Source organism: Halovivax limisalsi, assembly GCF_023093535.1.
GTDB lineage: Archaea > Halobacteriota > Halobacteria > Halobacteriales > Natrialbaceae > Halovivax > Halovivax limisalsi.
In genome coordinates, this window is the sequence record NZ_CP095757.1 from 1,373,638 (window position 1) to 1,396,844 (window position 23,207).

The following is a 23,207-nucleotide window of genomic DNA, read 5'->3' on the forward strand; positions in this document are numbered from 1 at the left end:
CGGTCGATCGGACGCCGGTTCAGCGCCGCGGGTAGCGGGGTGTGGCGGCCGGTACGTCGTCGGCCGGCTCGAATCGCTGGAGTGCCCTGAGGACGTCGGCCGCCGAGCCGTCCGCGATGGCCCCTCGAGCTCGCTCGACGGCCCCCGAGAGCGATCGCTCGTCGTCTCGGGCGTAGATTCGAATGCCCGCGTTGAGCGCGACGAGGTTCCGAACGGGTCCGTCGCGGTCACCGGCGACGACCTCCCGCGTCACTCGAGCGGCCGTCTCGGCGAGGTCGCCGTCCGCGGGCGTCGCCTCGATATCGTCGAGCACGCCGGGTTCCACGCCGAACGCCTCGGTCTCGATCTCCGAAATTTCGACCGAGGGCTCCTCGGCCCCGTCGTCCGGGCCGGAACTGGCCGCTTGCTCCCCGCGATCGCGCCACTCGACGAGCCGGACCGAGCCCGGGCGAACGTCGTCGGCGCCCTCCTGGCCGTGGACCATCACGACGCGGGACGCGTCGATCGTTCGACTCTCGCGGAGCGTCGCGATCACTCGTTCGGCGAAGGGGCGGTGGAAGAACGAGCCGAGGTGGACCTCGGCCGCCGCCGGATTCGCGAGCGTCTCGACCGTATTGAGGAACGTCCTGAGGCCGAGCGCCCGACGGCGATCGAGGAGCGCGTGCACGCCGGGGTTGAACCGCGTGGCGTCGTAGAACCCGAAGCCGGTCTCGTCCACCATGGCCGCGCTGGCCGCGGGCGAGAGGTCGGTCCGGACGTCGAGTTCGTCGAGCACGTGGCGATACGTCACGCCCTCCGTCGCCGGGACCCGGTCGGCGCCGTGGGCCGCCACGGGCGTCCCGGCGGCCGCCGCGACGATCCCGCTCGCCACGCCCAGCGGTGCGGTGTCGGCTTTGCCGTCGTAGTTCGCGCCGATGTCGACGGGGTCGGCGTCCGGAACCGCGGTTTCGACGGAGACCGATCGCATGGCGTCGACGAACCCGGCCAGTTCGGTGGGCGTATTGCGCTTCCACCGGTTGGCGATCCAGAACCCGCCGAGGGCGACCGGATGAGGATCGCCGTCCAGGACGTCCTCCATGGCGGCGTGGGCCTGCTCGTAGGTCATGTCCGACGCCGATCGCGGTCCCGACCCGACGACTTCGCCCACCAGCCGATCGAGCGACCAGTCCTCGGTCATCGTCGACCTCCGTCCGGTACCAGCGCGCGGGACTGAGTGTCGGCTCCCTCGGCCGAGCCGGCCGATTCCGCGCGCTCGATCACCCGATCGCGCACGGAAACGACGTCGCCGACGACGGTGACCGCCGGCGGCTCGATGCCGGCGTCGGTCGCCCGCGACACGATCGTCGACAGCCTGCCGATCACGGTGTACTCGTCGTCCCAGGTCGCCTTCTCGACCATCGCGACCGGCGTGTCGGGGGCCACCCCGTGTTCGCGAAGGGTCGCGACGTTCGCCGGCAGTCGACCGACGCCCATGAGGACCACCAGCGTCCCACCCGCCGAGACCGTCCGGGCGAGCGCCTCCCAGTCCAGCGCGCTCTCGTCCTTCGTCGGATCCTCGTGGCCGGTGACGACCGTCAGGCTGGAGGCGTGCTCGCGGTGGGTGACGGGAATGCCCGCGACGGCCGGTCCCGCCACGGCGCTCGTCAGCCCGGGGACGACCTCGACGTCGACGCCGGCGGCCGCGAGGAACTCGACTTCCTCGCCGCCGCGACCGAAGACGTACGGATCGCCGCCTTTCAGGCGAACCACGTCCCGCCCCGCTCGCGCGGCCCGGACCAACCGTCGATTGATCTCGCCCTGGGTCGGCCGTTCGCCGTCGGGTCCGGGTCGCTTTCCGACGTCGACGAGGGCCGTCGACGCCGGGCAGGTCTCGAGCAGCGCCGGCGTCACCAGCGCGTCGTGAAACACGACGTCCGCCTCGTCGAGGCGACGGCGAGCCTTCACCGTCAGGAGGTCTGGATCGCCAGGTCCGGCGCCGACGAGCGAGACGGTCCCCGCGTCGCTGCTCACGACTCGACACCTCCGTCGTCGGGGCCGGCGAGACCGAACTCGCGGGCCGTCTCCAGGACCTGCGAGCACGGCTCCCGGCAGGGCAGGCGTCCCGACCCGCTCGCCGCGTCGAGGGTCGCGTCCGCGTCGAACTCCCAGCACCGACGCTTCAGACACGCGCCGTCATCACAGCAGGCGTGGGCGACCGCTTCGACGGTGTGCTCGTCGAGGGTTTCGAGGTCCTCGTAGCGGCCGGTCTGGCGCTCGGCGGTCGCGCGGAAGTGCGTGACGTCGAGGTCGTCGGTTCGATCCCGATACCAGTTCGCGATCGTCGCCGGGTAGACCGTTTCGACGGCGCGGACGAGCGTCCGCCCGTCGAGGGCGACGAAGCGCCAGCCGGTCGGGAGCGTCGGCGCCGTTCGCAGCGGGCGGAACCGTTCCTCGTCGTCGAACCGAATCGCGGTTCGCAGGTCTCGGATTCGGTCGAGGTCCCGCAGTTCGGTCCGCGAGGCCCCTCGATCGGCCTCGTGTCGGAGTTCGTATCGACACGGGTCCGACTCGCGCGGTATCGCGATCCACAGTTGGCCCCACGTTCGGGCTCGGCGCCGATCGGAGCGTCCGCCGGGCTCGAGCGGCGGCTGGGTGTCTCCGTCTGCCGCGGTATCGGGCGCGTGGGCGTCCGTGATGCCGCCTGGAAGGGCCGCCGCACCGCCGTGGACCCATCGAACGAACGCCCGTCCGGACGCGGATCGGGGAGCGGCACCGTCCGTCCGCGCACTGCTATCCGTCGGGGTCGCCGGCGGCTCCGAGGCGCCCGTCAACGCGCGCGCTTCGCGCGCCCGGTCGAGGATCACGTCCGCGAGCAACGGGTCCGTCCCGACGGCGCCGGCGTACCGGACGCGGTGGCCGTCGAGCTCGACCGGTTCGTCGCCGGCACCGGCGGCCACGACAACGTCGCCGGCGCCGTCGAGAGGTTCGGCCGCGCCGGATTCGACCGCCCTGTCTCCGTCCACCAGGCCGATCGCGGCGGGCACGTCCGTTCGCGCGTGGGGCCCGTCGCTGACGAACAGCGGCACGACCACCAGGTCCTCGGCCGCGAAGTGGTCCGTGAGGGCGTCGACGGCCGGCGACTCGTCGAGGTACAGCGCCCGCACCTCCTGGTATCGGCCAGCCTCCCGGAGGCGATCGGCGTGAGCGCGCGCCGCGGCCGCGCTCCCGGCGTGGCGGTCGGTCCCGTGGGCGACGATCGCGACCCCGACGTCACGCTCGCGGTCGCCGACGAGGCGGTCGACGCGATCGCCGACGACCGTCGACACCGCGGGGTGCGTGCCGACCGGCTCCGCGTACGCGACCGTCCCTCCCTCGACGGCCGACGCGTCGTCGAGCCCCAGCTCCCGCGGGAGGACCGTTTCGGTGAAGTAGCCCGCGGCCATGAAGACCGGCACCACGACGGCGCGGGCGGTCGGAACGGTTCGACGAACCTCCCGCGGCGACGGCGATTCCTTCCAGAACGCCGTTCTGACGGCCGCGAAGGCGCCGCGGTCGCGTATCCGGTCCGCGTGCGCGTAGACGGGATCGGCCGACCGGGCGGAGTGGTGCGAGCCGTGGCCGACGAGGACGAGCGTCGTCGCGGCGAGCGATCCGCTCGTCACTCCGTCGGTCGTCGGGGACGCGGCGCGTTCACTCATCGTCTTCGCGATGTTCGGCGAGATGTTCCCAGATCTCGGTGCAGCCGCTGCCGACGGGCACGTCACGGAGATGGCTCCGGTCGGCGTCGGCTGTGTCGGCGGGTTCGTCGTCGACGGAGTCGGGAGCGATCGAGTCGGCTCCGGGTTCGTCGTCGGTCGTCGCAGTTCGACCGTGCTCGTTCACGTCGCCGTCGTCTTCCGGCTGTCGGTCGCTCGATCGAGCGGGACACGTTGGGTCGGTCATACTGCACCCCTCGAACCGAACCCCTATAGCCGAGTCCTCCGCGTCAGCGATTTCCGTCGGTCTGTGGTTGAATCAAGTACTGCCGGAACTGATGACGGCCGGGCGGGCCCGGCCGAAACCCGCGCGAGGCCCCTCGCGGTTCCAGACCGGTGAAACCGTCTGATTCGTTCGATACCGACCGGGGAATCACCGTCACACGTCGTCGCGTGGGACGCGGGATCGCCCTCGTTAGACGCTGTATCTGACGATGGCCGGGTCGGAATCGGTGTGGCGTATCGGTCCGGTGCGAATCGAACGCCCGATCGACTCGTCGAGCCGACGCCGCGTGCGGAACGCTCGCGGCCGCTCGACCCGATCGGGCGGCAGTGGCGGTCGTTCGGCTCGCCTTGAACGCGACGACGGACCGAGCGGACGGGGCCGCAAATATTGCCGCCGTTCTCGAGCCCCGCCAGGCCCTGCCCGGACGGAGAGCTACATGGGATGGCGCGGCGATTGCCCGCTCACGATGGACGGAGCAACACGAGCCGCGCGCCGGCCAACTCGACCGACGACTTCCGACGCGTTCGCCCGACGCGACGCGTTCACCCGAACCGAGGTGGCGCTCGCGTGAACGCGGTCGAAGCGCACAAGCGAGAGAAGCATCCGCTCGACGTGCTCGACGACGTTCGCGAGTACGCGGACGACGGCTGCTCGTTCGCGGAGATCGAGGATCGCGCCGGCGATGGCGAGTGGGAACGTCTGAAGTGGGCCGGGCTCTACGCACACGGGAAGCACGACGACTACTTCATGCTGCGGACGAAGGCGCCCGGCGGCTTTCTGACGCCCGAGCAGGCCGCGGTGATCGGCGAGGTCGCCGACGAGTTCGCCACCGCGCCCGACGAGTTCGGCGGCGCCGACCAGAACGAGCTGTGGGGCGACGCCTTCCTCGATCTGACGACGCGTCAGGACGTCCAGATGCACTGGATCGAGATCGAGGACGTCCCCGAAATCTGGGATCGGTACGACGAGGTCGGGCTGACCACCGTCCAGGGCTGTGGCGACTCGGCCCGGAACGTGCTTGGCTGTCCCGCCGCCGGCCTCGACGACCACGAGTGCTTCGACGCGCAGCCGGTCGTCGACGCGGTGACCGACTTCTTCACCGGGAACCGCGAGTACGCCAACCTGCCCCGGAAGTTCAAGCTGACCATCACTGGGTGCGCCCACGACTGCGCGCAGTCCCAGATCAACGACGTGGGATTGACGCCCGCGAGGAAAGCGATCGACGGGGAGTCCTACTACGGCTTCCACGCCCGCGTCGGCGGCGGCCTCTCGGACGGCCCGCGGATGGCCTCGCCGCTCGACGTCTTCGTCCGGCCCGAGGACGCCGTCGAGTTCTGCCGGGCGGTCGCCCAGACGTTCAAGGAACTCGGCGACCGCGAGAACCGGGGCGTCTGCCGGATGCGCTACCTCGTCGAGCAGCTGGGCCCCGACGCGTTCGAGGAGGCGGTCCGCGACCGGTGTACGGTCGACCTCCGCGAGCGCGGGACCGACCTGACCGAGGGTTACGTCGGGGATCACGTCGGCGTCCACGATCAGCGCGAAGACGGCCTGCAGTACGTCGGCTTCAACGTCGTCGCCGGCCGCATGGGCGGCGACGAGTTCGCCGCGGCCGCGCGGGCCGCCCGCGAGTACGGCACGGACGATTCGTCGATTCGACTGGCGACGGACCAGAACTTCCTCGTCACGCACGTCCCCGAGGAGCGCGTCGACGACCTCCTCGCCGAACCGTTCGCCGCCGAGTACCAGCCCGATCCGGGCCCGTTCTCGCGCGGCGCCGTCGGCTGTACGGGCGACGAGTTCTGCAACTACGCCATCATCGAGACCAAGAAGCGCACGAAGCGCTGGGCGCGCGAACTCGACGAGCGGATCGACACGCCCGACGATCTCGACGTCGTCCGGATGCACATGTCCGGCTGCTCGGCCTCCTGCGCCCAGCCCCAGATCGCCGATATCGGCTTCCGCGGAGAGACGGTGGCGGTCGACGGCGATGCCCTCGCGAGCGACGTGACGACCAACGCCGAGGGCGACGCTCTCGTCGAGGGGATGGACGTCGGCCTCGGCGGGGCGCTGGGGGGCGACAACGAGTTCCTCGACTGGGTCGAAACCGCCGTCCCGGCCGAATCCGTCGTCCCCGCGCTCGAGGAGCTCTTCGAGGCGTACGCCGACGAGCGCGCCGACGGCGAGCGCTTCTACGAGTGGACGCGCCGGATCGAGAACGACCGTCTGCGAGACGTGATGCAACGGGCTGCTGGGCCGGTCGCTTCGGGGGTGGCTCACGGTGACTGACGAACCCCTTCCAGGGGTACCCGCATCGTCGGCGGCCGGCGACTCGGCGTCGGCGGGGTGCGAGGACGGCGAGTGTCGGTGCGACGACGCCGATCGGCCGGCGGGCAGGTCGGATGACTCGTCGGCGCCGGAGGACTCGTCGGTCGAACTCCGCGCGGACGGCGGGACACGAACCGACGGCGGCGCGCAACCGGCCAACGTCGACGAATCGGGCAGCCTCGGCGACCTCGAATTCACCGAGCCGGCGGTGGGACGGAGTCAGGACGTCGACGATCCCGACGTCGACCCGACGGCCAGACCGGGCGTCCCGGACGGGATCGACCTCGAGACGCCCGGTTACTCGATCCGTTCGGAGATGAACGACATCGAGACGCCCGACGAGAAGACCTGGTTCATGGAGCTCGACGAGGCCGTCATCGAGGCCGATCGTTGTATCCAGTGTGGCACCTGCGTCGCCGCCTGTCCCTCCGACTCCATCGGGATCGGCGACGACGGCAAACCCGAGCTGGTGAAGATGTGCACCGGCTGTTCGATGTGCTGGGACTTCTGTCCGCGCGGCGGGCTGCGCTACGAGCGCCAGTGGAAGATCACGGGCGGCGAGGACAACGTCTCCGGCGCCGGCGACCCCATCACGGAGTTCTCCGCGCGGGTCGCCGAGGACTGGCGCCGCGGCGCCCAGGACGGCGGCGTCGTCACGTCGATCCTCTCGCACCTGCTCGAGGCGGGCGAGATCGACGGCGCGCTCGTCGCCACCGAGTCCGAGGAGGATCCGTGGAAGGCCGAGTCCTTCCTCGCGACCTCCCACGAGGAGCTGGTCGAAAACGCCGGCTCGTTCTACAACCAGACGATGGCGCTCGGCAACCTCGACCTCTCGCAGTGGGCGCACAAGCTTCCGGACAACGACCCGGAAGACCTGTCCCTCGCCGTCGTCGGGACGCCCTGCGAGATCGAGGGGCTTCGCGCGCTCCAGGACTTCGACTGGGACCTGCAGGCCCAGGAGGCGGGCCTCAGGGCCGTCGAGTACCGCATCGCGCTGTTCTGTACGAAGAACTTCAACTACGAACGGCTCCTCGGAGAGGAACTAGCGGAGAAACGGGGTATCTCGCCGGAGGAGATCGGGAAGATGGACGTCATCGAGGGCGAGATGCGCGTCTACGACCGGGATCTGGATCCGATCCTGGCCGAAGACGTCACCGAGTTCCACGACGCCACGCTCAAGGGCTGTGACGAGTGTGCGGACTTCACCGGCTACGCGGCGGACCTTGCAATCGGCTCCGTCGGCTCCTCGGACGGGTTCTCGTCGGTCATCGTCCGGACCGAGCGCGGTCTCGAGGCCTGGGAACACGCCGAGTCCGATCTGGAGTATCACGATCTGGAGAATCGGAGCGCCATCGGGAAGCTCCAGAGCTGGGACAAGAAGCAGGCCTTCGAATCCCTGCAGCGGCCGTTCGACCCCGATGCGCCGCGGTTCATCGAGTACGCAGAGCACGCCGAGCAGTACGGCACCGAACCGAACCCGCACGAAGCCGATCACTGATCGCGAGCAGACCGAGTGCCGAGGCCGCAACCGATCGGACGTTCGGTGTTCGACCGACTCGGCCCGCCACAACCGAATCATTATTCGTGTAATTATTGCGACGAAGTGACCGAACGTCAAATTCTCCCTCCGTTCGATGCGACGAACACGCTGGTTTTATGGCCCCGCGCGGCCGATTTCCGGGTGCTATGGGACTAACGCTTACCGAGAAAATTCTGGACGATCACCTCGTCGAGGGCGAACTCGAGACCGGCGAGGAGATCGGGATCGAGATCGATCAGGTACTCACGCAGGACACGACGGGAACGATGGTCTGGCTGCAGTTCGAGGCGATGGGGCTGGACGAGGTCCAGACCGAGATCGCCGCCCAGTACTGCGACCACCAGACCTACCAGTTCGACTTTAAGAACACCGACGACCACCGGTTCCTCCGGTCGGCCGCCGGGACCTACGGCGCACACTTTTCCCGACCCGGCAACGGCATCTGTCACAACGTCCACCGGGAGAACTTCGCCGCGCCCGGCAAGACGCTGCTCGGCTCCGACTCGCACACGCCGACGCCGGGCGGGCTGGGCCAGCTCGCCATCGGCGCCGGCGGGATCGACGTCACCGTCGCGATGGGCGGGGCGCCATACTACATCGAGATGCCCGAAGTCGTCAACGTCCGCCTCGAGGGCGAACTCCCCGACTGGGCGACCGCGAAGGACGTCATCCTCGAGCTCCTCCGCCGGCTGACCGTCAAGGGCGGCGTCGGCAAGATCCTCGAGTACACGGGCCCGGGCGTCGAGACGCTCACCGCGCCCGAGCGGATGACGATCACCAACATGGGGACCGAACTGGGCGCGACCTCGTCGCTCTTCCCGACCGACGAGCAGACGAAGGACTACCTCGAACGCGTCGGCCGCGGCGAGGCGTACACCGAACTCCAGCCGGACGACGACGCCGAGTACGACGACGAGATCGTCGTCGACCTCTCGGAGCTCGAGCCGCTGATCGCCGAGCCGTCGATGCCGGACAACGTCGTTCCCGTCCGCGAGGTCGCGGGCACCGATGTCGACCAGGTCATCGTCGGCTCCTGTACCAACGGCGCCTACGAGGACGTCCTCCCGGCCGCGAAGATGCTGGAGGGCCGCCAGGTCGACCGCAAGACCGAGATGATCGTCGCGCCCGGTTCGAAGCAGGCCTCCGAACTGCTCGCCCGCCAGGGCTGGGTCGCCGAGCTGATGGCCGCCGGCGTCAACTTCTCGGAGGCGACCTGCGGCGCCTGCATCGGCATCGGTCACGTCCCCGCCTCGGACTCCGTCTCGCTGCGGACCTTCAACCGCAACTTCGAGGGCCGGTCCGGCATCGAGGACGACAACGTCTACCTCTGCTCGCCCGAGGTCGCCGCCGCGGCCGCCCTCGCGGGCGAGATCGTCGACCCGCGGGACCTGGCCGACGAACTCGGCGATCTCGAGGCGCCCGGCTTCGAACTCGCCGAGGCGTACGACGCCTCGAAGGCCGACCTCATCACCCCCGATCAGGCCGTCGACGACGACCTCATCAAGGGGCCCAACATCGGCGAGGTGCCGCTGCGAGAGGGGATCGACGAGGATATCGCGGGCGAGGTCCTGCTCAAGATGGGCGACAACATCACGACGGACCACATCATCCCAGCGACCCAGGACATCCTGATGTACCGCTCGAACATCGACAAACTCTCCGAGTTCACGCTGAGCCGCGTCGACGAGACGTTCGCCGACCGGGCGGCCGAAGCCGACGGCGGCGTCCTGCTCGCCGGCGAGAACTACGGCCAGGGCTCCTCGCGCGAACACGCCGCGATGTGTCCGATGCACCTGGGCGTCGAGGCGGTCCTCGCCCGGAGCTTCGCCCGGATCCACCGCGCGAACCTCTTTAACTTCGGGATCGTCCCGCTGGTCATCGACGAGGCCGCCTACGACTCGATCGACCAGGGCGACGAGGTCGAGATCGTCGAGGACGTCGAGACGGGCGTCTCCGAGGGGCGCTCGGAGTTCACCGTTCGCGTCAACGGAACCGACGAGTACATCGCGACGCTCGACGCCTCCCAGCGCGAGCGCGACATCCTCGCCGCCGGCGGCAAGCTCTCCTGGACGAAGGCCCAGGCGCAGGACGGCGGCACCGAAGCGCCTGCGGACGACTGAGCGACGAGCGTCCGCGACGCGTCTCGACGGTCTTCGACGGCCGGCCCGATCGGTCACGATCAACACTTCCGGGACGGATCGACGGGCGTGTGGTTTCCTTACTGCAACAGCCTATCCCGAGAATCGTCGTCGATGAGTGGCGGATCCTCGTCGATTCCAAGTCGACTCCGTCGTGCGAGAAATCGGTGAGCGAGCGACGAGACGGCGAAGGAAACGACGACGAAGACGGTCACCGCGTGCGGGGGAAGGGTCGACACTGGATAGATCGAGAGCACGGATGCGACGAGTACGATCGCCGACACCGCGGCCAGTCCCAGATAGTACTCGTTCCACGGTAATTCGTGCCCTCGGACGACGTCGATGTAAATCTCGACGTCCGACAGCGCCGCCGTCGGTTCGACGGTCCCCCGGTCGCGGTCGAAGTTGACGACGCCACTCTGATCCATCTTCGGCAGGTGTGACTGCTGGAGCGCCGTGTAGACGCGTTTTCGATCCTTGCTCGAAACCTCCTCGTAGTCGAGTCCGTCCTCCCAGGCGGCGATCCGCTGGGAGAGATCACCGATGGTCAACGTCTTTCCTTCGCACATGAGCGCGTAGAGCACCTGTCGCCGTCGCTGATTCGCCAGGAGCTCAAAGAGTTCGTCTTCCGTCAGTTGTACACCCTGTTCGCTCACCCGCGCCCCCGTTCCCTTGCCGTGCGCTGTCGCCATCCGTGCCACGAACACAACGACGACACAATTAAAAGTATTCCATCACTTATCGCCAAAATAAATATCACGGAAGAGCTATCGAAAGTTATGGAAGCGCAAAGTTCGAACAGTTCTTCCCGCAGAGTATCTGCATTTGCTCGCGGTGAAATTTATATTAATATTACATGTAATGCGGACGGTGGTTCACAGTATACCGTTGACCGGCGGTCAACCTTCGGAATACGCGTGTGGATGGCCGTTGACCGGCGGTCAACACTCGGAACACCTGTGTGGGAGGTTGTTGACTGCTGGTCAAACCGACGGTGAACGGACGCCACGTCTGTATTACGATATACCCGCTTCGGATAGTACCGCGTGCCCCTCGGGGGCGAGATAGCATGCAGCGACGAAAGTTCATCATCGGTACGGGCGCACTGGCAACGGCAACGGCGGCGGCAGTGGGGACGGGGGCGTTCTCTTCCGTCACCGCCGCGCGAAACATCGACGTCGCGGTCGCGGACGACGCGAGCGCGTACCTGAAACTGAAGGGAACGGATTCACATTACGTCGTCGACGACGGGGACGGCGGCACCCTCGCCATCGACATGAGCGACTCCAACCCGACGAACGCGGGCGGAACGGGTGTCAACCCCAACGCGGTGACCGAGTTCGACGACCTGTTCGTCGTCGCGAATCACGGAACCCAGCCCGTCTCCGTCGGGATTTCGAAATCCGGGCAGCACCCGGACGCCGTGACGTTCGAGGATAGCAACGGCAACTCGCTGTCGAACGGGATCGACCTGGACGTCGGCGAACAGGCGAGCATCAGCGTCGTCGTGGACACGACGGCCGGATCCATCTCGGTGAACGAAGAACTGCTCGACAGCGTCGTCATCCAGGCGCTGGCCTAACGGTGTTCGATCAATGCAACGACGAACATTCGTCCTGAGCGGCGGTGCGATCGCCACCTGTGGCGCGCTCGCGCTCGGAACCGGCGCGTTCTCGAGCGTCGAAGCCGAGCGCGACGTGACGATCGATGTCACGGACGACGCGAACGCCTACCTGAGCATCCGTCCGTACAACGGGCCGAACGGCAACTACGCCACCATGACCGACGGCGAGATGGCGGTCGACCTGACCGGCGATAACGGCAACGTCGCCGGCAAGGGGGTGAATACGAACGCCCTGACGGGAATCGCCAACCTGTTCACGATCGAGAATCAGGGGACCCAGGCGGTCGACGTGGGCGTCTCGCCGATCGCGTTCCTCGACGTCGACGGCAGCATCTTTCCCCCGTCCTTCGACGGCGTCCTCGCCGTCTTGCTCGTTCCACAGGGCAGCTGGGGTATCCAGCCCGGCGGCGGGATTTCGATCCCGGACGTCGGGCCCGGCGAGGCGATTCACTTCAGCCTGCTGGCCCTCGCGTTCCCCGAAAGTGCGATCGACGGTCCCGAAATCGACGATCAGATCGAAATCACGGCGGAGGTCCCATGATGGCTCCTGACAGTCCAACGCTCGAAGACTACGAGGAAGCGGTCGGCATCGATGTCGATCTCGGCGACGTCGAGGTCGATAGAGAATCGATCAACGCCGAACTGGAGCGGCTCTTCGACGGGTAGTCGGGTCTGCCCCGGCACCGACGGCCGAGCCGGGGCCTCACACGCGACGATTCCCCGTTCGTGACCGTCACTCGAGCTCCGGCGGTGGTGCGTCCGCACCCCTCGCTCGCCGTCGAACGTCGTGCCACTGACCGAGGGCCAGGAGGCCGAACGCGACGACGATCACCGTGGCGACGGCGAGGGGCGACAGCGCCGCCACCGGCCAGATCCCTAGCCACCCGAGCGCGAGGACCCCGATCGACGCGGCGGCGAGTCCGAGCGTGCGCGCGGACCAGTCCGTCGAGTCCCCGGTATCGGTCGTCGGGTAGCACTCGATGGTCGCCAGCGCCTCGGTCGGTTCGACGAACCGGCGGTCCTCGTCGTAGGTGACGATCGACGCCTCCTCGAGCGAGGGCAGGTGCGATTGCTGGAGCGCGGTGTAGACGCGCTTTCGCTGTTCGGAGGAGACGTCCTCCGGCGTACAGCCGTCCTCCCAGGCGGCGACTCGTTCGGTCAACTCGCCGAGCGTGACGCCCTCGGGATGGCGTTTGAGATAGTACAGCGCGAACCGACGTCGCTGGTTCGCGAGGACGTCGTACAGCCGATCGACGTCGACGACCTGCCCGCTCGGCTCGCGCGGGAGCCCTCGCTCGTCCGCCCCTGGTAGGCCCCCTGGCGATTCACCGTCCCGTCGTGGTACTCCCTTTGCCCCCATTAGACCACCCGATTACATCGGAGCGAACGGGCTGACACCAAATAAATGCAGGGTATATCTATTCGAATTATTGTAAGTAATGGGGGTCAGCGATCCCGGCCCGGGTTATCGTGGCCGTGGTCGCGGGGTGCAGACGGATTGCACGATCCCGGTCTCATTCGACGGTGGGCACGACGTCGGCGTGCACTGCGAGCACGATCGTCTCGGCGCTTGCAGCCGACCCGTCGATCGCGTCGAGCGGGATCGTGTACGTCGAGGTCGAGGGATCGTACGTCGCGCTCGCGCTGTCGTGCTGGAAGCGACCGGGTGCGGCGTTGACGGCGGCGAGGCGGTCGGTTCCGACGGCCGCGTAACAGTGGCTCTTCCGGAGCATCGTCCCCTCGTTCGATTGCAGCGAGACGGTCACCGCGTCGCCGTCGTCGTCGAACTCGACCGACCCGACCTGCTCCCCGTGGTCGAGATCGTTCTGGCCCGCTCCGCTCCAGAGCTGGCCGTCGACGGGACCGGCGCCGAGCTCGTACGGCAGGTACCAGCCCCAGCGATTGGCCCGTATTCCCTCGAGTTCGTTGAGTCGGTTGGCCGTCGGATCCGGTGTTCCGTCCGGTCCCTCGCGGATCGCCCACGCCGTCTCCGACGGACAGTGACACGCGATCGAAATCTCGTCGGTCCGGTGGGCGTGAACGCTCAGATCGGGCCCCGACACCTCGATCTCGAAGTTGACGGGTCGGGTTCCGTCCCCGTCGAGGCAGGATAGTCGGGCGCGCACCTCGGCAGTCTCGCCGACGTCGATCGAGTCGGGCAACGCGAGGAGTTCGACCCCGATCTCCTCGTCGGCACCGACGGCGTCGAACGAGAACGACTCGATCGGCGCTTTGAGTTGATTGGTGACCCACAGCAGCGTCTCGACGGCTTCGCAGTCGAACTCGATCGTATCGTTGTACTGCAACCGAAGATAGGCCTCGTCGTCGCCGACGGTCTCGATGGAGACGTCGCGAGTCGCGTCGACTCGCGAGTACGCACCGGAGCCGATGACGACGCTACTTCCGATCGAGGCCGTTCCCATTCCCAGAACGAACGTTCGTCGTTTCATTGTAGAGTCTCGTGCTGCGTTCGCGCTACGTCTCGAATCCCATTGTCCACCGATCGTCGATCTCGTCGGCCTTGTCGCCGCCACGTTGTCGGCGAAGCGGCTGGCCGCCGACCCGACGAGGGGCAACCGCCCGGCACGGTCCCCGTTGACGGCATCGATCCCCGGCAACGACTTAGTAGTGCGCCGATAGCGGTGTCACAGAGCGGTCCTGAACCAGTTCAAAGCGATCGTTTATCGCGCGAAGGGTGAGCAAGATCGGGGGACTGCGCGGCCACGGCCACCACCGAACTGTTCCGGGTTACGTGATATCGCGGAGCCGGGGCTATCGGCTGCCGACCACGGTGTTCGGGCGGACGGCTGCCGACTACTCGAGTCGTGGTAGCGGCGATCGCGACGGTCGTCGTGGCCAGGACGAGTCTGGGCCAGTCGACGAGCCGGTCATCGCGCTGCCGGGAGAAGAGAGGTATCGACGGGCGAGTAGCCCGTGCCGGTTCGGCTGTTCGTCTCGTACGCGAAGTGCGCGCCGGCGACCCGTTCTGCAGTCGTCGGCCGTGGGTGGGCGCCTCGATCGCGTTCGACGGCCCTCGGGGTCGATCCGATCGGACGACGCTGCGGTCGTTCGGATCGATTCGAAGCGACGGTCAGAGGTCAGTGCTGTTCGTCGCAGGTGCGCCAGCCCTGTGCCGACGCCTCGTCGCTCATTTCGGGATACTGTTCCGGCGAGATGGTCTCGTCCGGCTCGCCCTCCGCGGGGAGGTCAACCTCGACGACGAGCAGGTCGTCGTCGACGTCGGACGGCGCCTCCGCGGGTACGCCGTGACCCTCCGTCGAGTACCAGTCGGCGAGGTCCTCGAGACCGTTCTCCGTCTTGTACTGCGCCCACGTCTGTGCGAGCGGGTTGCACTCCGATCCCGACTCCCAGAAGAGGAGTCCTGCCAGCGGGACGCTCGCGTCGCCGGAGCGGATCTCCGACGTCGACGATCCGAGCGAGTGATCCGAACGGAACTCGCCGGGCGAGTCGGCGATGGCGAGGTCGTAGGTGACGCTCGCGCCGGAGCCCGCGCCGTCGTTCCCGACGGTGTACTCCGTGCCCGTTCGCTTGTAGCCGTCACCGTCCTGCTCGTAGGTCGTACAGACGTATTCACCGTAGAGATGCGGACACGTCGGCGTCTGGCCGCAGTCGCCGTCGACGTCGGCGACGATGGTGACGTCGTTGTCGAGCGCGTCGAGGAGCATATCGCCCTCCTCGAGGCCGTAGCTCTTGGTGCGGATGCCGACGCAGATACACTCGCCGACGTCGAGCGAGACGGCGTTACCCTCGCCGACGACCGAGGCCTCGTCGTCGGCGCCGAGGTAGAATTCGACGCGGCGGTCGCCCTCGTACGTGGGCCAGTTATCGTCGTCCTGGATCCAGATGCAGGCCGATTCCTTGCCCTGGTTACAGATCTGGAAGACGTTGTGGAACCAGCTCGTGGAATTCGAGTTGATTCCGGCACCCAGCGGGGTCGAGTCCCGCGTGGGGTTGTCCTCGTCCATGTAGATCTTGAGGTGGCCGTTGTCGTCGAGGTGGGCGTAACTGCCGTTTGGCGAGTCACACTTGTCCAATCCGAGGTAGGCGTTCGGGTCCTCCGCCACCGCGATGGAGACGGCCCGGTCCGATTCGACGCGACTGAACGCGCCGGTTCCGACGAGCGCGCTCGCACCGATGGTGGTGCTACCGACGCCCGCGAGGAATGTTCTTCGTTGCATGCTAGATGAAACGTCGATCGATCAGCTCTGAACCTCGCCCGCGCCCGGCGCGTCGGCGACGATCGTGACGCTGCCGTCGATGAGCGGTTCGTCGGCCGTCGCGTCGACGCCGTAGGTCTTCGTGACGATGCGCATCGTCTCGCACTCGCCGACCTCGAGTTCGAGCGGCTCGTAGCCGGGCGCCTCCCAGTCGTCCTCGCTGTCCATCACGATCGAGTTGCCGTCCTCGTCCTGCACGTCGACGATGGGCGACCCCTCTTCGTTGATGCCCTCGGGCGCGGACGGGTGGAAGTCGAGATCCGTGACGTCGATCGAGATCGTCGCCGTGTCCTTGCCGTTGTTACAGATGTCGAACATCCCCTCGAAGTACGTCGTCGAGTCGGAGTTGACGCCTTCGCCGAGGTTGGGTTCCTCTCCCGAGTTCCCCTGCTGGTTACCCTCGCCGTCGATCTGGACGTAGAGGTGTCCGTTCTCGTCGAGCGCGACGTAGTTCTCACTGTTCTTCGTATCGAGCGGGACGAGCCCGAGGTAGGCCTCGTCGTCGGGCGCGACCTCGATGCTGACCGCACGATCCGATTCGACGCGGCTGAACGCGCCCGAACCGATGAGCGCGCTGCCGCCAAGTGCTGTACCGCCGATGCCGACCAGGAAGTTGCGTCGTTTCATGGTTGATCTCCGTGTCGCACGGGTCCAGACCGGCAATCCCCAGCCCCCGTGCCTGGTTCAGACCAGGCGTGTACCCCCCGTAAGAAATTGCACGTAGATGGACCACCAACGACCGAGTGGTATCCAGAACACTCCGGATGGTTTCGGCTGAACCCCGCCTGAATGGCAACAATATTCGGTTAGTTGTCCGATTTGAGGCGGATGGAGTAACGCTGTCGACGCGGATGGCATCGATCGGCGACGACCGATCCTCGAACGCGATCACGATCGCGCTCGTTTCGGCCCGATCGTCACGGCAACTGTCCTGGACGAGGCTTCACCGCCCTGGTTGCGACTCTACCGTCAGTTCCGCTGTTCACGTGTCACAGTCCGTTCGTTGTTTCACGTGCGTGCGGGACTGAGGCCGGGGCGCGTAGCGTCCCGCCGTCTCTCCGACGGGATCCATCCCACACTCCCTCGAGTCACGGACTGTTCGGGCGATCCGACGGCGGTTGCCGGGAAACGACACCGGTTCTGTTCGACACCGAGCCAGTTCATCCCCATCACGTCGCCGCCTCGTCCCACCGCTCCGTATCGGGTGACGGAGATATCGTAATAGACGCGACCAACTGCACGACGGACGCGGTCAGCATTCATCCGCACCGCGGCCGATCTGCGAACCCGATCGGGTGGGTGAACCGTCGGTCCACCGGTTCGAGTTGCAGATCGGCCGGTCGGACAAGCCGCCGAACGGGACTGCCGGACGAATCACCGACCGTTCTCGAACGGACGACCGGCCCGGCTCTCAACAGAGGCCCGGGTCGGCCGGAATGCACTCGACGTCGACGACGATCGAGGTGATCTCGGAGCCGTCGGTCCCGACGACCGAGAGCCCGATCTCGTGGACGCCGGGGTCGGTGCACTCGAGGCTGAACTCGTAGGAGCCGTCGTAGCCGTCGACGAGTTCGAAGGGGTCGTCCGGGAGCGAGTCGGCGACGACGACGCCGTCGGGGTCGTCGACCTGGATCTCGACCTCGCCTTCCGATTCCTCGCCCTCGTTGGACAGCGAGACGGCGTACGACTGGGTATCGCCGACCTCGACGATCGACGCGCCGGTCGCCTCGAACGAGACGACCCGCGGGATGACGACCGCGCTCCCGCCGATCGCGCCGGCCTCGCCGTCACCGAGCCCGCCGTCGTCGCGCGTGAGTAACACGTCGAAGAAGTCGGGGTACTCGGGGAACGTCTCGTGGTAACAGCACCAGCCGCTCATGCCGTTCTGGGTGAGCCCCATGTCCAGCCCGGCCTGTTCGACCGTGACCGAGTCGTACTGATTCCAGCCCATCTCCCGGTTCTGCAACTCGCCGAACGGATCGGCGTAGGCCCACGGTTCGTCGAGGTCCTCCTGGGTTTTCCCGAGGAGGCCGCCCCCGTTGTTGACGAAGTCGGAGATGTCGTCCGCGCGGCTCTTGATCGCGGCGTTCTGGGCGTTCGTCACGCCGGCAGTGATCTCGAAACAGCTGCTCGGGATCCCGAGCATGGCGTACCCGTCGAAGTCGACCGACTCGATCTCGGAGCTCTCGGAGACGAACGTGACGGTCTCGTCGACGTTCGGCGCGTTCCCGAGATCGCCCTCCCAGTAGTCGTCGACCAAGCTGCCCGAGGCGTCCGGGTCGCCGCCGAGGACGAGAATCCCATCGCCGCCGTTGGTCACGTCGTCGAGGATGGATTCGACCATCGAGGCGTGATCCGCCGGATCGCCGTGGCCGCCCGTCCCGGCGCCGTCCTCGGAGTCGAGTCCCATGAGGACGACCGGGCCGCCGCCTTCTTCTTCGTCGACGAGGTCGGACCACGTCTTCTCCTTCGGTTCGGTACATTCGGGTGGTTCTTCGCCGCCGTCGTCGCTACAGTCGCCGTCGACGTCGGCGACGATGGTGACGTCGTTGTCGAGTGCGTCGAGGAGCATATCGCCCTCCTCGAGGCCGTAGCTCTTGGTGCGGATGCCGACGCAGATGCACTCGCCGACGTCGAGCGAGACGGCGTTACCCTCGCCGACGATCGAGGCCTCGTCGTCGGCGCCGAGGTAGAATTCGACGCGGCGGTCGCCCTCGTACGTGGGCCAGTTATCGTCGTCCTGGATCCAGATGCAGGCCGATTCCTTGCCCTGGTTACAGATCTGGAAGACGTTGTGGAAGTAACTCGTGGAATTCGAGTTGATTCCTGCCCCGAGCGGGGTCGAGTCCCGCGTGGGGTTGTCCTCGTCCATGTAGATCTTGAGGTGGCCGTTGTCGTCGAGGTGGGCGTAACTGCCGTTTGGCGAGTCACACTTGTCCAATCCGAGGTAGGCGTTCGGGTCCTCCGCCACCGCGATGGAGACGGCCCGGTCCGATTCGACGCGACTGAACGCGCCCGATCCGACGATGGCTCCGCCGCCGAGGGAGGCAGAGCCGGCGCCGATCAGGAAGTTTCGTCGTTTCATGGTTGGTGAGGACGTGTCGCTGCGCTTGCCGCACGACACGACTCGTTCGAGAACCCACGTGATTCGACCCGGTATGTATAGACTCGTTTCTCCGCGGCCCGTTCGCACCATCGAGCCGTTGTCGTCGGACAGGGTCGCCCACCGCCGAGCCGAGCGTCCGCGCTGCCGCGAGGGAACGAACCACCGAAAATCGGCAACAACGCCGTTCGTTCGGCGCTGGCGGCACCGACAACGTCGGATTGGTCGGCTACTGACTCACCCTGTGCGGTGCGGAGCCGGCCAGTCTCCAGCTGGTGAAGGGCGCGGTCGAAGTGGATTCGAGTCGACGGAGCCGTCGGATTCGTGCCAGCGGCGATCGGTCGGTTCGGGTGGGTGTCGACCGACCGCGTCAGCCGTGATCGGTCGCGTCGGGCTCCGTTCCGCCATCCGGCTCCATGGGCGGACTGGCCGCATTCGACGAGTCGGAGTCGCCGCCGGACGACGCCCCGTTCGCGTCGGGCGTCACGAGTTCGTCTTCCCACGTTTCGACGTCCGCGAAGAGCGCCTCGAGTGACGCCTGGTCCGCTCCGGGGCCGTCGACGGCGACCCGACTGCCCGCGGCCGGAGCGCTGTCCCGGCGGGCTCGATCCGACTCCACGTCGTCGAGGATCGCCTCGGGCTCGGCTTCGACCGGTTCGTCCAGGGTCGTCTCGGGATCGATCTCGATCGGTTCGGCGTCGTCGGCGGGGGCCGGCAGCGCCTCGTCGGCTCCCGGGAACTCCGCCGGTTCGTAGACGTAGACGGCGCCGCGATCCGCCACGTAGTAGGCCTCGGCGGTCGGATCCTCGATCACGCGCCGGTCGCTGTCGATCGCGACGTCGACGATGTCCTCGAGCGACTCGACCTCGATCGTCGGGCCCTCCAGCTCCCCGACGGGGATCCGCCCGCGGCTGACCCACTCGTCGTACTCGGCGCGTTCCTGCGCGAGTTCCAGCGCGGCGAGTTCCTCCCGCGAGGGGCCGAGCGTTCCCGTCCGACGGCCGTGGACGACCCAGGCGAGGGCGCCGACGCCGAACAGCAGCGCCGCGAGCGAGCCGAACGAACGGAGCGGTCCGTACGTCCGCTCGGTCGTGACCGTCCGCGTAAACTCCCCGCCGCCGAGACCGCTCGTCTCCGTCGTAACGGCGTAGCTACCGTCGTTGCGCTCGATGCTGTAGGTCGCCTCGTGGGCGTTGGCCACCTGCTTGCCGTCGATCGTTCCGGAGGCGGTCGTCTTGACGACGACCGACGTTTCCGTCGTTCCGGGATCGGCCCCGAGATCGGCGACGATCGATCCGATCCGCGCGTCGAGTTCCGAGACGTTGACCGTGAACGAAAGCGGGACGGCCGCTCCGGGTTCGACGCCGTCGACCGACGTCGTCTCGAGCCGTTCGCGTTCCTGCCAGAGCGTCTCCTCGCCGTCGACGGCGCGGATCACGAGGTAACTGGTCGCCTCGACCGAGAGCGACCCGTCGGTCACGGACCCGTCGTAGGCGTACGCGTAGAGCCCCTCCAGTTCCGGCATCAGCCGCGTGAAGTACAGCGGGCGATCGGCGCGCACCGTTCCCGTCTCGAAGACGGGGTTGTCCGCCTGGACGCGCGCCTGGTGGCTCAGCTCGGGTTCCTCGGACCAGGATCCGACGACCGCCGTCGTCTCCTCGGTCCCCGGGTCGACGTGCGTGTTGTAGGCGACCCAGCCACCCCCGAGTACGACGAGGCCGAGGAGGACGACGACGGCGAGAAATCGTCGATCGAGGACCTCTCGAAGTCGTATCTCCAGTCGTCTCGTCGCCGACACGCCCTGCACGTCCTGTCGATCACGTTCCCTTGTAGTCATGATTGTAACCAGTCGAAAAGGCTCGACGATCGCGAACGCCGCCGCGACCGGATCCGGTCGCTCCCGTCCCCGAAGACCCGCCAGAAGAGCCAGAGCGGGCCGGAAAGCACCGCATAGATGGCCAGGTACGGCACCCACGGGTGGATGGCGTACAGCGAATCGATCGCCCCCGGCGGAAGCGCGATCAGGTAGCGATGTTCTCGCATGGCTTCGACGTGATAGCCCGTCTCGTCGGCGGCGTGTAACGTGACGGTCGCGTTCGCGCCCTCCCCCGGCCCGAGCTCGAACCGCGATGGCTCGGCGTCGAGTCCGTTCGTCTCCGGTTCGAGGTAGCTGACGATCGGGACGACGCCCCCGTTGTGGATCTGGTACTGAAACGAGTCCGTCTCGCCGACCGGAATGATCGTCGGACTCGAGGAGTTGCCCTCGGAACTTACGATCCCGTAGGTCTCTCCGCCCGCCGGGAGGACCATGGCGAGCGTCGCCGCCAGGCAGACCAGACCGATACAGGCGACCAGCAGGTACCGTTCGTCGAAACCGGTGTCCCGGGTCCGATCCCTGCCTTTCGCCTCACTTCTCCCGTCCTCCCCGCCACCGTCGAAGACGCCGAGGACGAGCGTCACGAGGCCGACGCCGAAGAGCACGACCATGAGCTGGGACGGGCCGAGGCGTTCGGTGCCGAAGAGCGAAGCCACGACTCCCTCGACCCAGCCGATCGCAGACCCGGTCGTCGAGGCGAAGACGCCGAGTTTCGGGATCGTCACCACCTCGCCGTCGACCGAGAGGGCGACGGCCTCGATCTGCCCGTCCGTGATCGGCGGTTCGCCCTGGCTCTGGTCGACGAACGGGTTCGCGTCCCCTTGCGTGACGTACCCGGTCGGTCGTTCGTCGACGACCCGATGGGTCGTCAGGGAACCGCCGTGAACCGACTCCGACTCGAACGCCACCACGTCCCCGGTCTCGACCTCGCCGGCCAGCGCGGCGGGGATCGCGACGTAGCCGTCGCCCGGCTCGAGCGTCGGCGCCATGCTCCCCGTCTCGACGTACGCGAAGAGTACCGGCTGTCCGAGTACCGAGCCGAGGACGAGCGAGAGGACGAGAATCCCCCCGAGCGCGAGCAACCCGTATTCGATCGCATCTCGTAGTGTCATCGATTCTTCGGTGATCGAGGCTGTCGAACCGGCCACTGGCACCCCACGGGTCCGAGAACGGCCCAGCCCCACACGCGATACGATAACTACCGGGGGAGAGATTTAAGGTTACTCGACAGTTCACGGGAACAAAACGTTTCTGGCCGTCCGATACGCTGTTGCAGTGAGTAAAATGCCTATTTTACCATACCGCTGCCTGATAAATATCGGAATAATTCCCTCGAACTAGGGACCGTCTCGTTCGAAGCTCGCAGTAACCGGACGAATTCCGACCACCGACCACCGGCCCCTCCTCGCCGATGGCGGTCGATACCGTTCGAACCACTACTGGAAGTATCGTCCGCCAATCACGAGATCCAACAGTATATTGCCGATGCGTGTTGTCGATAGCCACCGATATTAGTGTACCGATCCGCTTCGTCGGCTTGGAGTCGTTCTGTTCACGACCTTTTACCGCTCAGTTCGCACCTGATCGCGTTCAGTTTGGACAATCCGCGCCAACAAACCTCGTATATTTAATTAACTAAAGGATAAAATAAAGATGTGTATATGATGATTCGATCATCGAGCGACGTGCCGATCGAGTCGGCCGCTCGGCCGGGGCGCGAACGAGTCGGGTCTCGCAGGCTCGCCTGCGTTGAACCGTTCCAATCGACCGTCCGGTTCGGGTCGACTCGAGAACAGGCGGAGGGATCGGCGTGAGCTCGCTTTCGAGCGAACTTCCCGATCGGAGCAGCCGATCTGGGACCGACGCGGAGATCAGTCGCGATCAGGTCTTCGACGTCCTGAGCAACCATCGTCGGATCTGCACCATCCGATATCTGAAAGAAACCGACGAAGAACTGGTCTCGCTCCGCGACGTCGTCGACTACGTCGCAAAGACCGAACACCCCGAGGCGGAGGGCCAGGTCGAGTACAACGATCGAAAGTCGGTCTACACCGCGCTTCGACAGACGCACCTCCCGAAACTCGACGAACTCGGGATCATCGAGTTCGACAAGTCCCGCGGCGTGATGCAGTTGACCGATCGAGCGAACCACGTCCAGATGTACCTGGAGTACGTCCCGGAGAACGACATTCCGTGGCACGCCCACTACCTCGGTGTCACGGCCCTCAGCGGCGTCCTCGTGGCGACGACGTTCTTCGACCTGTATCCGCTGGCCGTCGGCTGGCAGACGGTCTCGATCGTCTGCTTTCTGATGCTCGCAGTCTCGGCGCTCGCACACGCCTACTACCAGCACGGGAGTCGTCTCGCGGATACCGATTTCGTGCCCGTGGAGGACTGATTCTG

General features: G+C 66.9%; 19 protein-coding genes. 7 read left to right on the top strand and 12 right to left on the bottom strand.

Features of this window, described 5'->3' with window-relative positions; genetic code table 11:
- Positions 1-19 precede the first annotated feature (19 nt).
- Genes MXA07_RS06170 through MXA07_RS06185 form a run of 4 tightly spaced genes read right to left on the bottom strand, consistent with a single transcriptional unit; the run spans position 20 to position 3,921 of the window.
- Positions 20-1,177, bottom strand: coding sequence for an anthranilate phosphoribosyltransferase (locus MXA07_RS06170; RefSeq protein ID WP_247731170.1), 1,158 nt, complete (start codon positions 1,175-1,177; stop codon positions 20-22).
- The gene (cobA, locus tag MXA07_RS06175; RefSeq protein ID WP_247731171.1) at positions 1,174-2,010 is read right to left on the bottom strand and encodes a uroporphyrinogen-III C-methyltransferase; all 837 of its coding nucleotides are present in this window, start codon (positions 2,008-2,010) and stop codon (positions 1,174-1,176) included. Before cobA ends, MXA07_RS06170 begins: the two co-directional genes overlap by 4 nt.
- Positions 2,007-3,677, bottom strand: coding sequence for a DR2241 family protein (locus MXA07_RS06180; protein ID WP_247731172.1), 1,671 nt, complete (start codon positions 3,675-3,677; stop codon positions 2,007-2,009). Before MXA07_RS06180 ends, cobA begins: the two co-directional genes overlap by 4 nt.
- Positions 3,670-3,921 carry a hypothetical protein gene (locus tag MXA07_RS06185; protein ID WP_247731785.1) on the bottom strand — a complete coding sequence of 84 codons (252 nt, stop codon included), beginning with the start codon at positions 3,919-3,921 and terminating at the stop codon, positions 3,670-3,672. Before MXA07_RS06185 ends, MXA07_RS06180 begins: the two co-directional genes overlap by 8 nt.
- Positions 3,922-4,527: 606 nt before the next feature.
- On the opposite strand from MXA07_RS06185, the gene MXA07_RS06190 reads away from it, so the two are divergent.
- The 3 genes from MXA07_RS06190 (at position 4,528) to MXA07_RS06200 (ending at position 9,945) form a co-directional block, all read left to right on the top strand.
- Positions 4,528-6,246, top strand: a complete 1,719-nt coding sequence (locus MXA07_RS06190; RefSeq protein WP_247731173.1) for a nitrite/sulfite reductase — start codon at positions 4,528-4,530, stop codon at positions 6,244-6,246.
- On the top strand, positions 6,239-7,783 hold the full coding sequence (locus MXA07_RS06195; RefSeq protein ID WP_247731174.1) for a Coenzyme F420 hydrogenase/dehydrogenase, beta subunit C-terminal domain: 1,545 nt from the start codon (positions 6,239-6,241) through the stop codon (positions 7,781-7,783). The genes MXA07_RS06190 and MXA07_RS06195 overlap by 8 nt, the downstream gene beginning before the upstream one ends.
- A gap of 188 nt (positions 7,784-7,971) precedes the next feature.
- On the top strand, positions 7,972-9,945 hold the full coding sequence (locus MXA07_RS06200; RefSeq protein WP_247731175.1) for an aconitate hydratase: 1,974 nt from the start codon (positions 7,972-7,974) through the stop codon (positions 9,943-9,945).
- Between the two features lie 98 nt (positions 9,946-10,043).
- Here MXA07_RS06200 and MXA07_RS06205 read toward each other — a convergent pair whose 3' ends face one another.
- Complete coding sequence (locus MXA07_RS06205; RefSeq protein ID WP_247731176.1) at positions 10,044-10,655, bottom strand: DUF7344 domain-containing protein; 612 nt, start codon at positions 10,653-10,655, stop codon at positions 10,044-10,046.
- A 377-nt stretch (positions 10,656-11,032) separates the two neighbouring features.
- Here MXA07_RS06205 and MXA07_RS06210 point away from each other — a divergent pair, with 377 nt between their 5' ends.
- Genes MXA07_RS06210 through MXA07_RS18160 form a run of 3 tightly spaced genes read left to right on the top strand, consistent with a single transcriptional unit; the run spans position 11,033 to position 12,253 of the window.
- A complete protein-coding gene (locus MXA07_RS06210) occupies positions 11,033-11,545 on the top strand; it encodes a DUF1102 domain-containing protein (RefSeq protein WP_247731177.1) in 513 nt (170 codons plus the stop codon).
- A gap of 13 nt (positions 11,546-11,558) precedes the next feature.
- Positions 11,559-12,128, top strand: a complete 570-nt coding sequence (locus MXA07_RS06215; protein WP_247731178.1) for a hypothetical protein — start codon at positions 11,559-11,561, stop codon at positions 12,126-12,128.
- Complete coding sequence (locus MXA07_RS18160) at positions 12,125-12,253, top strand: hypothetical protein (protein ID WP_282102541.1); 129 nt, start codon at positions 12,125-12,127, stop codon at positions 12,251-12,253. Before MXA07_RS06215 ends, MXA07_RS18160 begins: the two co-directional genes overlap by 4 nt.
- Positions 12,254-12,320: 67 nt before the next feature.
- On the opposite strand, the gene MXA07_RS06220 is transcribed toward MXA07_RS18160, so the two are convergent.
- The 7 genes from MXA07_RS06220 to MXA07_RS06250 form a co-directional block, all read right to left on the bottom strand.
- Positions 12,321-12,947: a DUF7344 domain-containing protein gene (locus MXA07_RS06220; protein WP_247731179.1), complete on the bottom strand. Its 627-nt coding sequence runs from the start codon at positions 12,945-12,947 to the stop codon at positions 12,321-12,323.
- Positions 12,948-13,101: 154 nt separating this feature from the next.
- Positions 13,102-14,037: a hypothetical protein gene (locus MXA07_RS06225; RefSeq protein ID WP_247731180.1), complete on the bottom strand. Its 936-nt coding sequence runs from the start codon at positions 14,035-14,037 to the stop codon at positions 13,102-13,104.
- Between the two features lie 648 nt (positions 14,038-14,685).
- On the bottom strand, positions 14,686-15,786 hold the full coding sequence (locus tag MXA07_RS06230) for a DUF1102 domain-containing protein (RefSeq protein WP_247731181.1): 1,101 nt from the start codon (positions 15,784-15,786) through the stop codon (positions 14,686-14,688).
- 21 nt (positions 15,787-15,807) lie between these two features.
- The gene (locus tag MXA07_RS06235; protein WP_247731182.1) at positions 15,808-16,452 is read right to left on the bottom strand and encodes a hypothetical protein; all 645 of its coding nucleotides are present in this window, start codon (positions 16,450-16,452) and stop codon (positions 15,808-15,810) included.
- 784 nt (positions 16,453-17,236) lie between these two features.
- Complete coding sequence (locus tag MXA07_RS06240) at positions 17,237-18,910, bottom strand: DUF1102 domain-containing protein (protein ID WP_247731183.1); 1,674 nt, start codon at positions 18,908-18,910, stop codon at positions 17,237-17,239.
- Positions 18,911-19,298: 388 nt separating this feature from the next.
- Complete coding sequence (locus MXA07_RS06245; RefSeq protein WP_247731184.1) at positions 19,299-20,765, bottom strand: DUF5305 domain-containing protein; 1,467 nt, start codon at positions 20,763-20,765, stop codon at positions 19,299-19,301.
- On the bottom strand, positions 20,762-21,916 hold the full coding sequence (locus MXA07_RS06250) for a S26 family signal peptidase (protein WP_247731185.1): 1,155 nt from the start codon (positions 21,914-21,916) through the stop codon (positions 20,762-20,764). Before MXA07_RS06250 ends, MXA07_RS06245 begins: the two co-directional genes overlap by 4 nt.
- A gap of 698 nt (positions 21,917-22,614) precedes the next feature.
- Between MXA07_RS06250 and MXA07_RS06255 the strand changes: the two genes are divergently transcribed.
- Positions 22,615-23,202 carry a DUF7344 domain-containing protein gene (locus tag MXA07_RS06255; RefSeq protein WP_247731186.1) on the top strand — a complete coding sequence of 196 codons (588 nt, stop codon included), beginning with the start codon at positions 22,615-22,617 and terminating at the stop codon, positions 23,200-23,202.
- Positions 23,203-23,207: the final 5 nt, after the last annotated feature.

Bases quoted from the DNA above. Each gene is read 5' to 3' on its own strand.
- MXA07_RS06170 (WP_247731170.1), bottom strand. From the start codon at position 1,177: ATGACCGAGGACTGGTCGCTCGATCGGCTGGTGGGCGAAGTCGTCGGG.
- MXA07_RS06180 (WP_247731172.1), bottom strand. From the start codon at position 3,677: ATGAGTGAACGCGCCGCGTCCCCGACGACCGACGGAGTGACGAGCGGA.
- MXA07_RS06185 (WP_247731785.1), bottom strand. From the start codon at position 3,921: ATGACCGACCCAACGTGTCCCGCTCGATCGAGCGACCGACAGCCGGAA.
- MXA07_RS06200 (WP_247731175.1), top strand. From the start codon at position 7,972: ATGGGACTAACGCTTACCGAGAAAATTCTGGACGATCACCTCGTCGAG.
- MXA07_RS06205 (WP_247731176.1), bottom strand. From the start codon at position 10,655: ATGGCGACAGCGCACGGCAAGGGAACGGGGGCGCGGGTGAGCGAACAG.
- MXA07_RS06210 (WP_247731177.1), top strand. From the start codon at position 11,033: ATGCAGCGACGAAAGTTCATCATCGGTACGGGCGCACTGGCAACGGCA.
- MXA07_RS06215 (WP_247731178.1), top strand. From the start codon at position 11,559: ATGCAACGACGAACATTCGTCCTGAGCGGCGGTGCGATCGCCACCTGT.
- MXA07_RS18160 (WP_282102541.1), top strand. From the start codon at position 12,125: ATGATGGCTCCTGACAGTCCAACGCTCGAAGACTACGAGGAAGCGGTC.
- MXA07_RS06220 (WP_247731179.1), bottom strand. From the start codon at position 12,947: ATGGGGGCAAAGGGAGTACCACGACGGGACGGTGAATCGCCAGGGGGC.
- MXA07_RS06225 (WP_247731180.1), bottom strand. From the start codon at position 14,037: ATGAAACGACGAACGTTCGTTCTGGGAATGGGAACGGCCTCGATCGGA.
- MXA07_RS06230 (WP_247731181.1), bottom strand. From the start codon at position 15,786: ATGCAACGAAGAACATTCCTCGCGGGCGTCGGTAGCACCACCATCGGT.
- MXA07_RS06235 (WP_247731182.1), bottom strand. From the start codon at position 16,452: ATGAAACGACGCAACTTCCTGGTCGGCATCGGCGGTACAGCACTTGGC.
- MXA07_RS06240 (WP_247731183.1), bottom strand. From the start codon at position 18,910: ATGAAACGACGAAACTTCCTGATCGGCGCCGGCTCTGCCTCCCTCGGC.
- MXA07_RS06245 (WP_247731184.1), bottom strand. From the start codon at position 20,765: ATGACTACAAGGGAACGTGATCGACAGGACGTGCAGGGCGTGTCGGCG.
- MXA07_RS06250 (WP_247731185.1), bottom strand. From the start codon at position 21,916: ATGACACTACGAGATGCGATCGAATACGGGTTGCTCGCGCTCGGGGGG.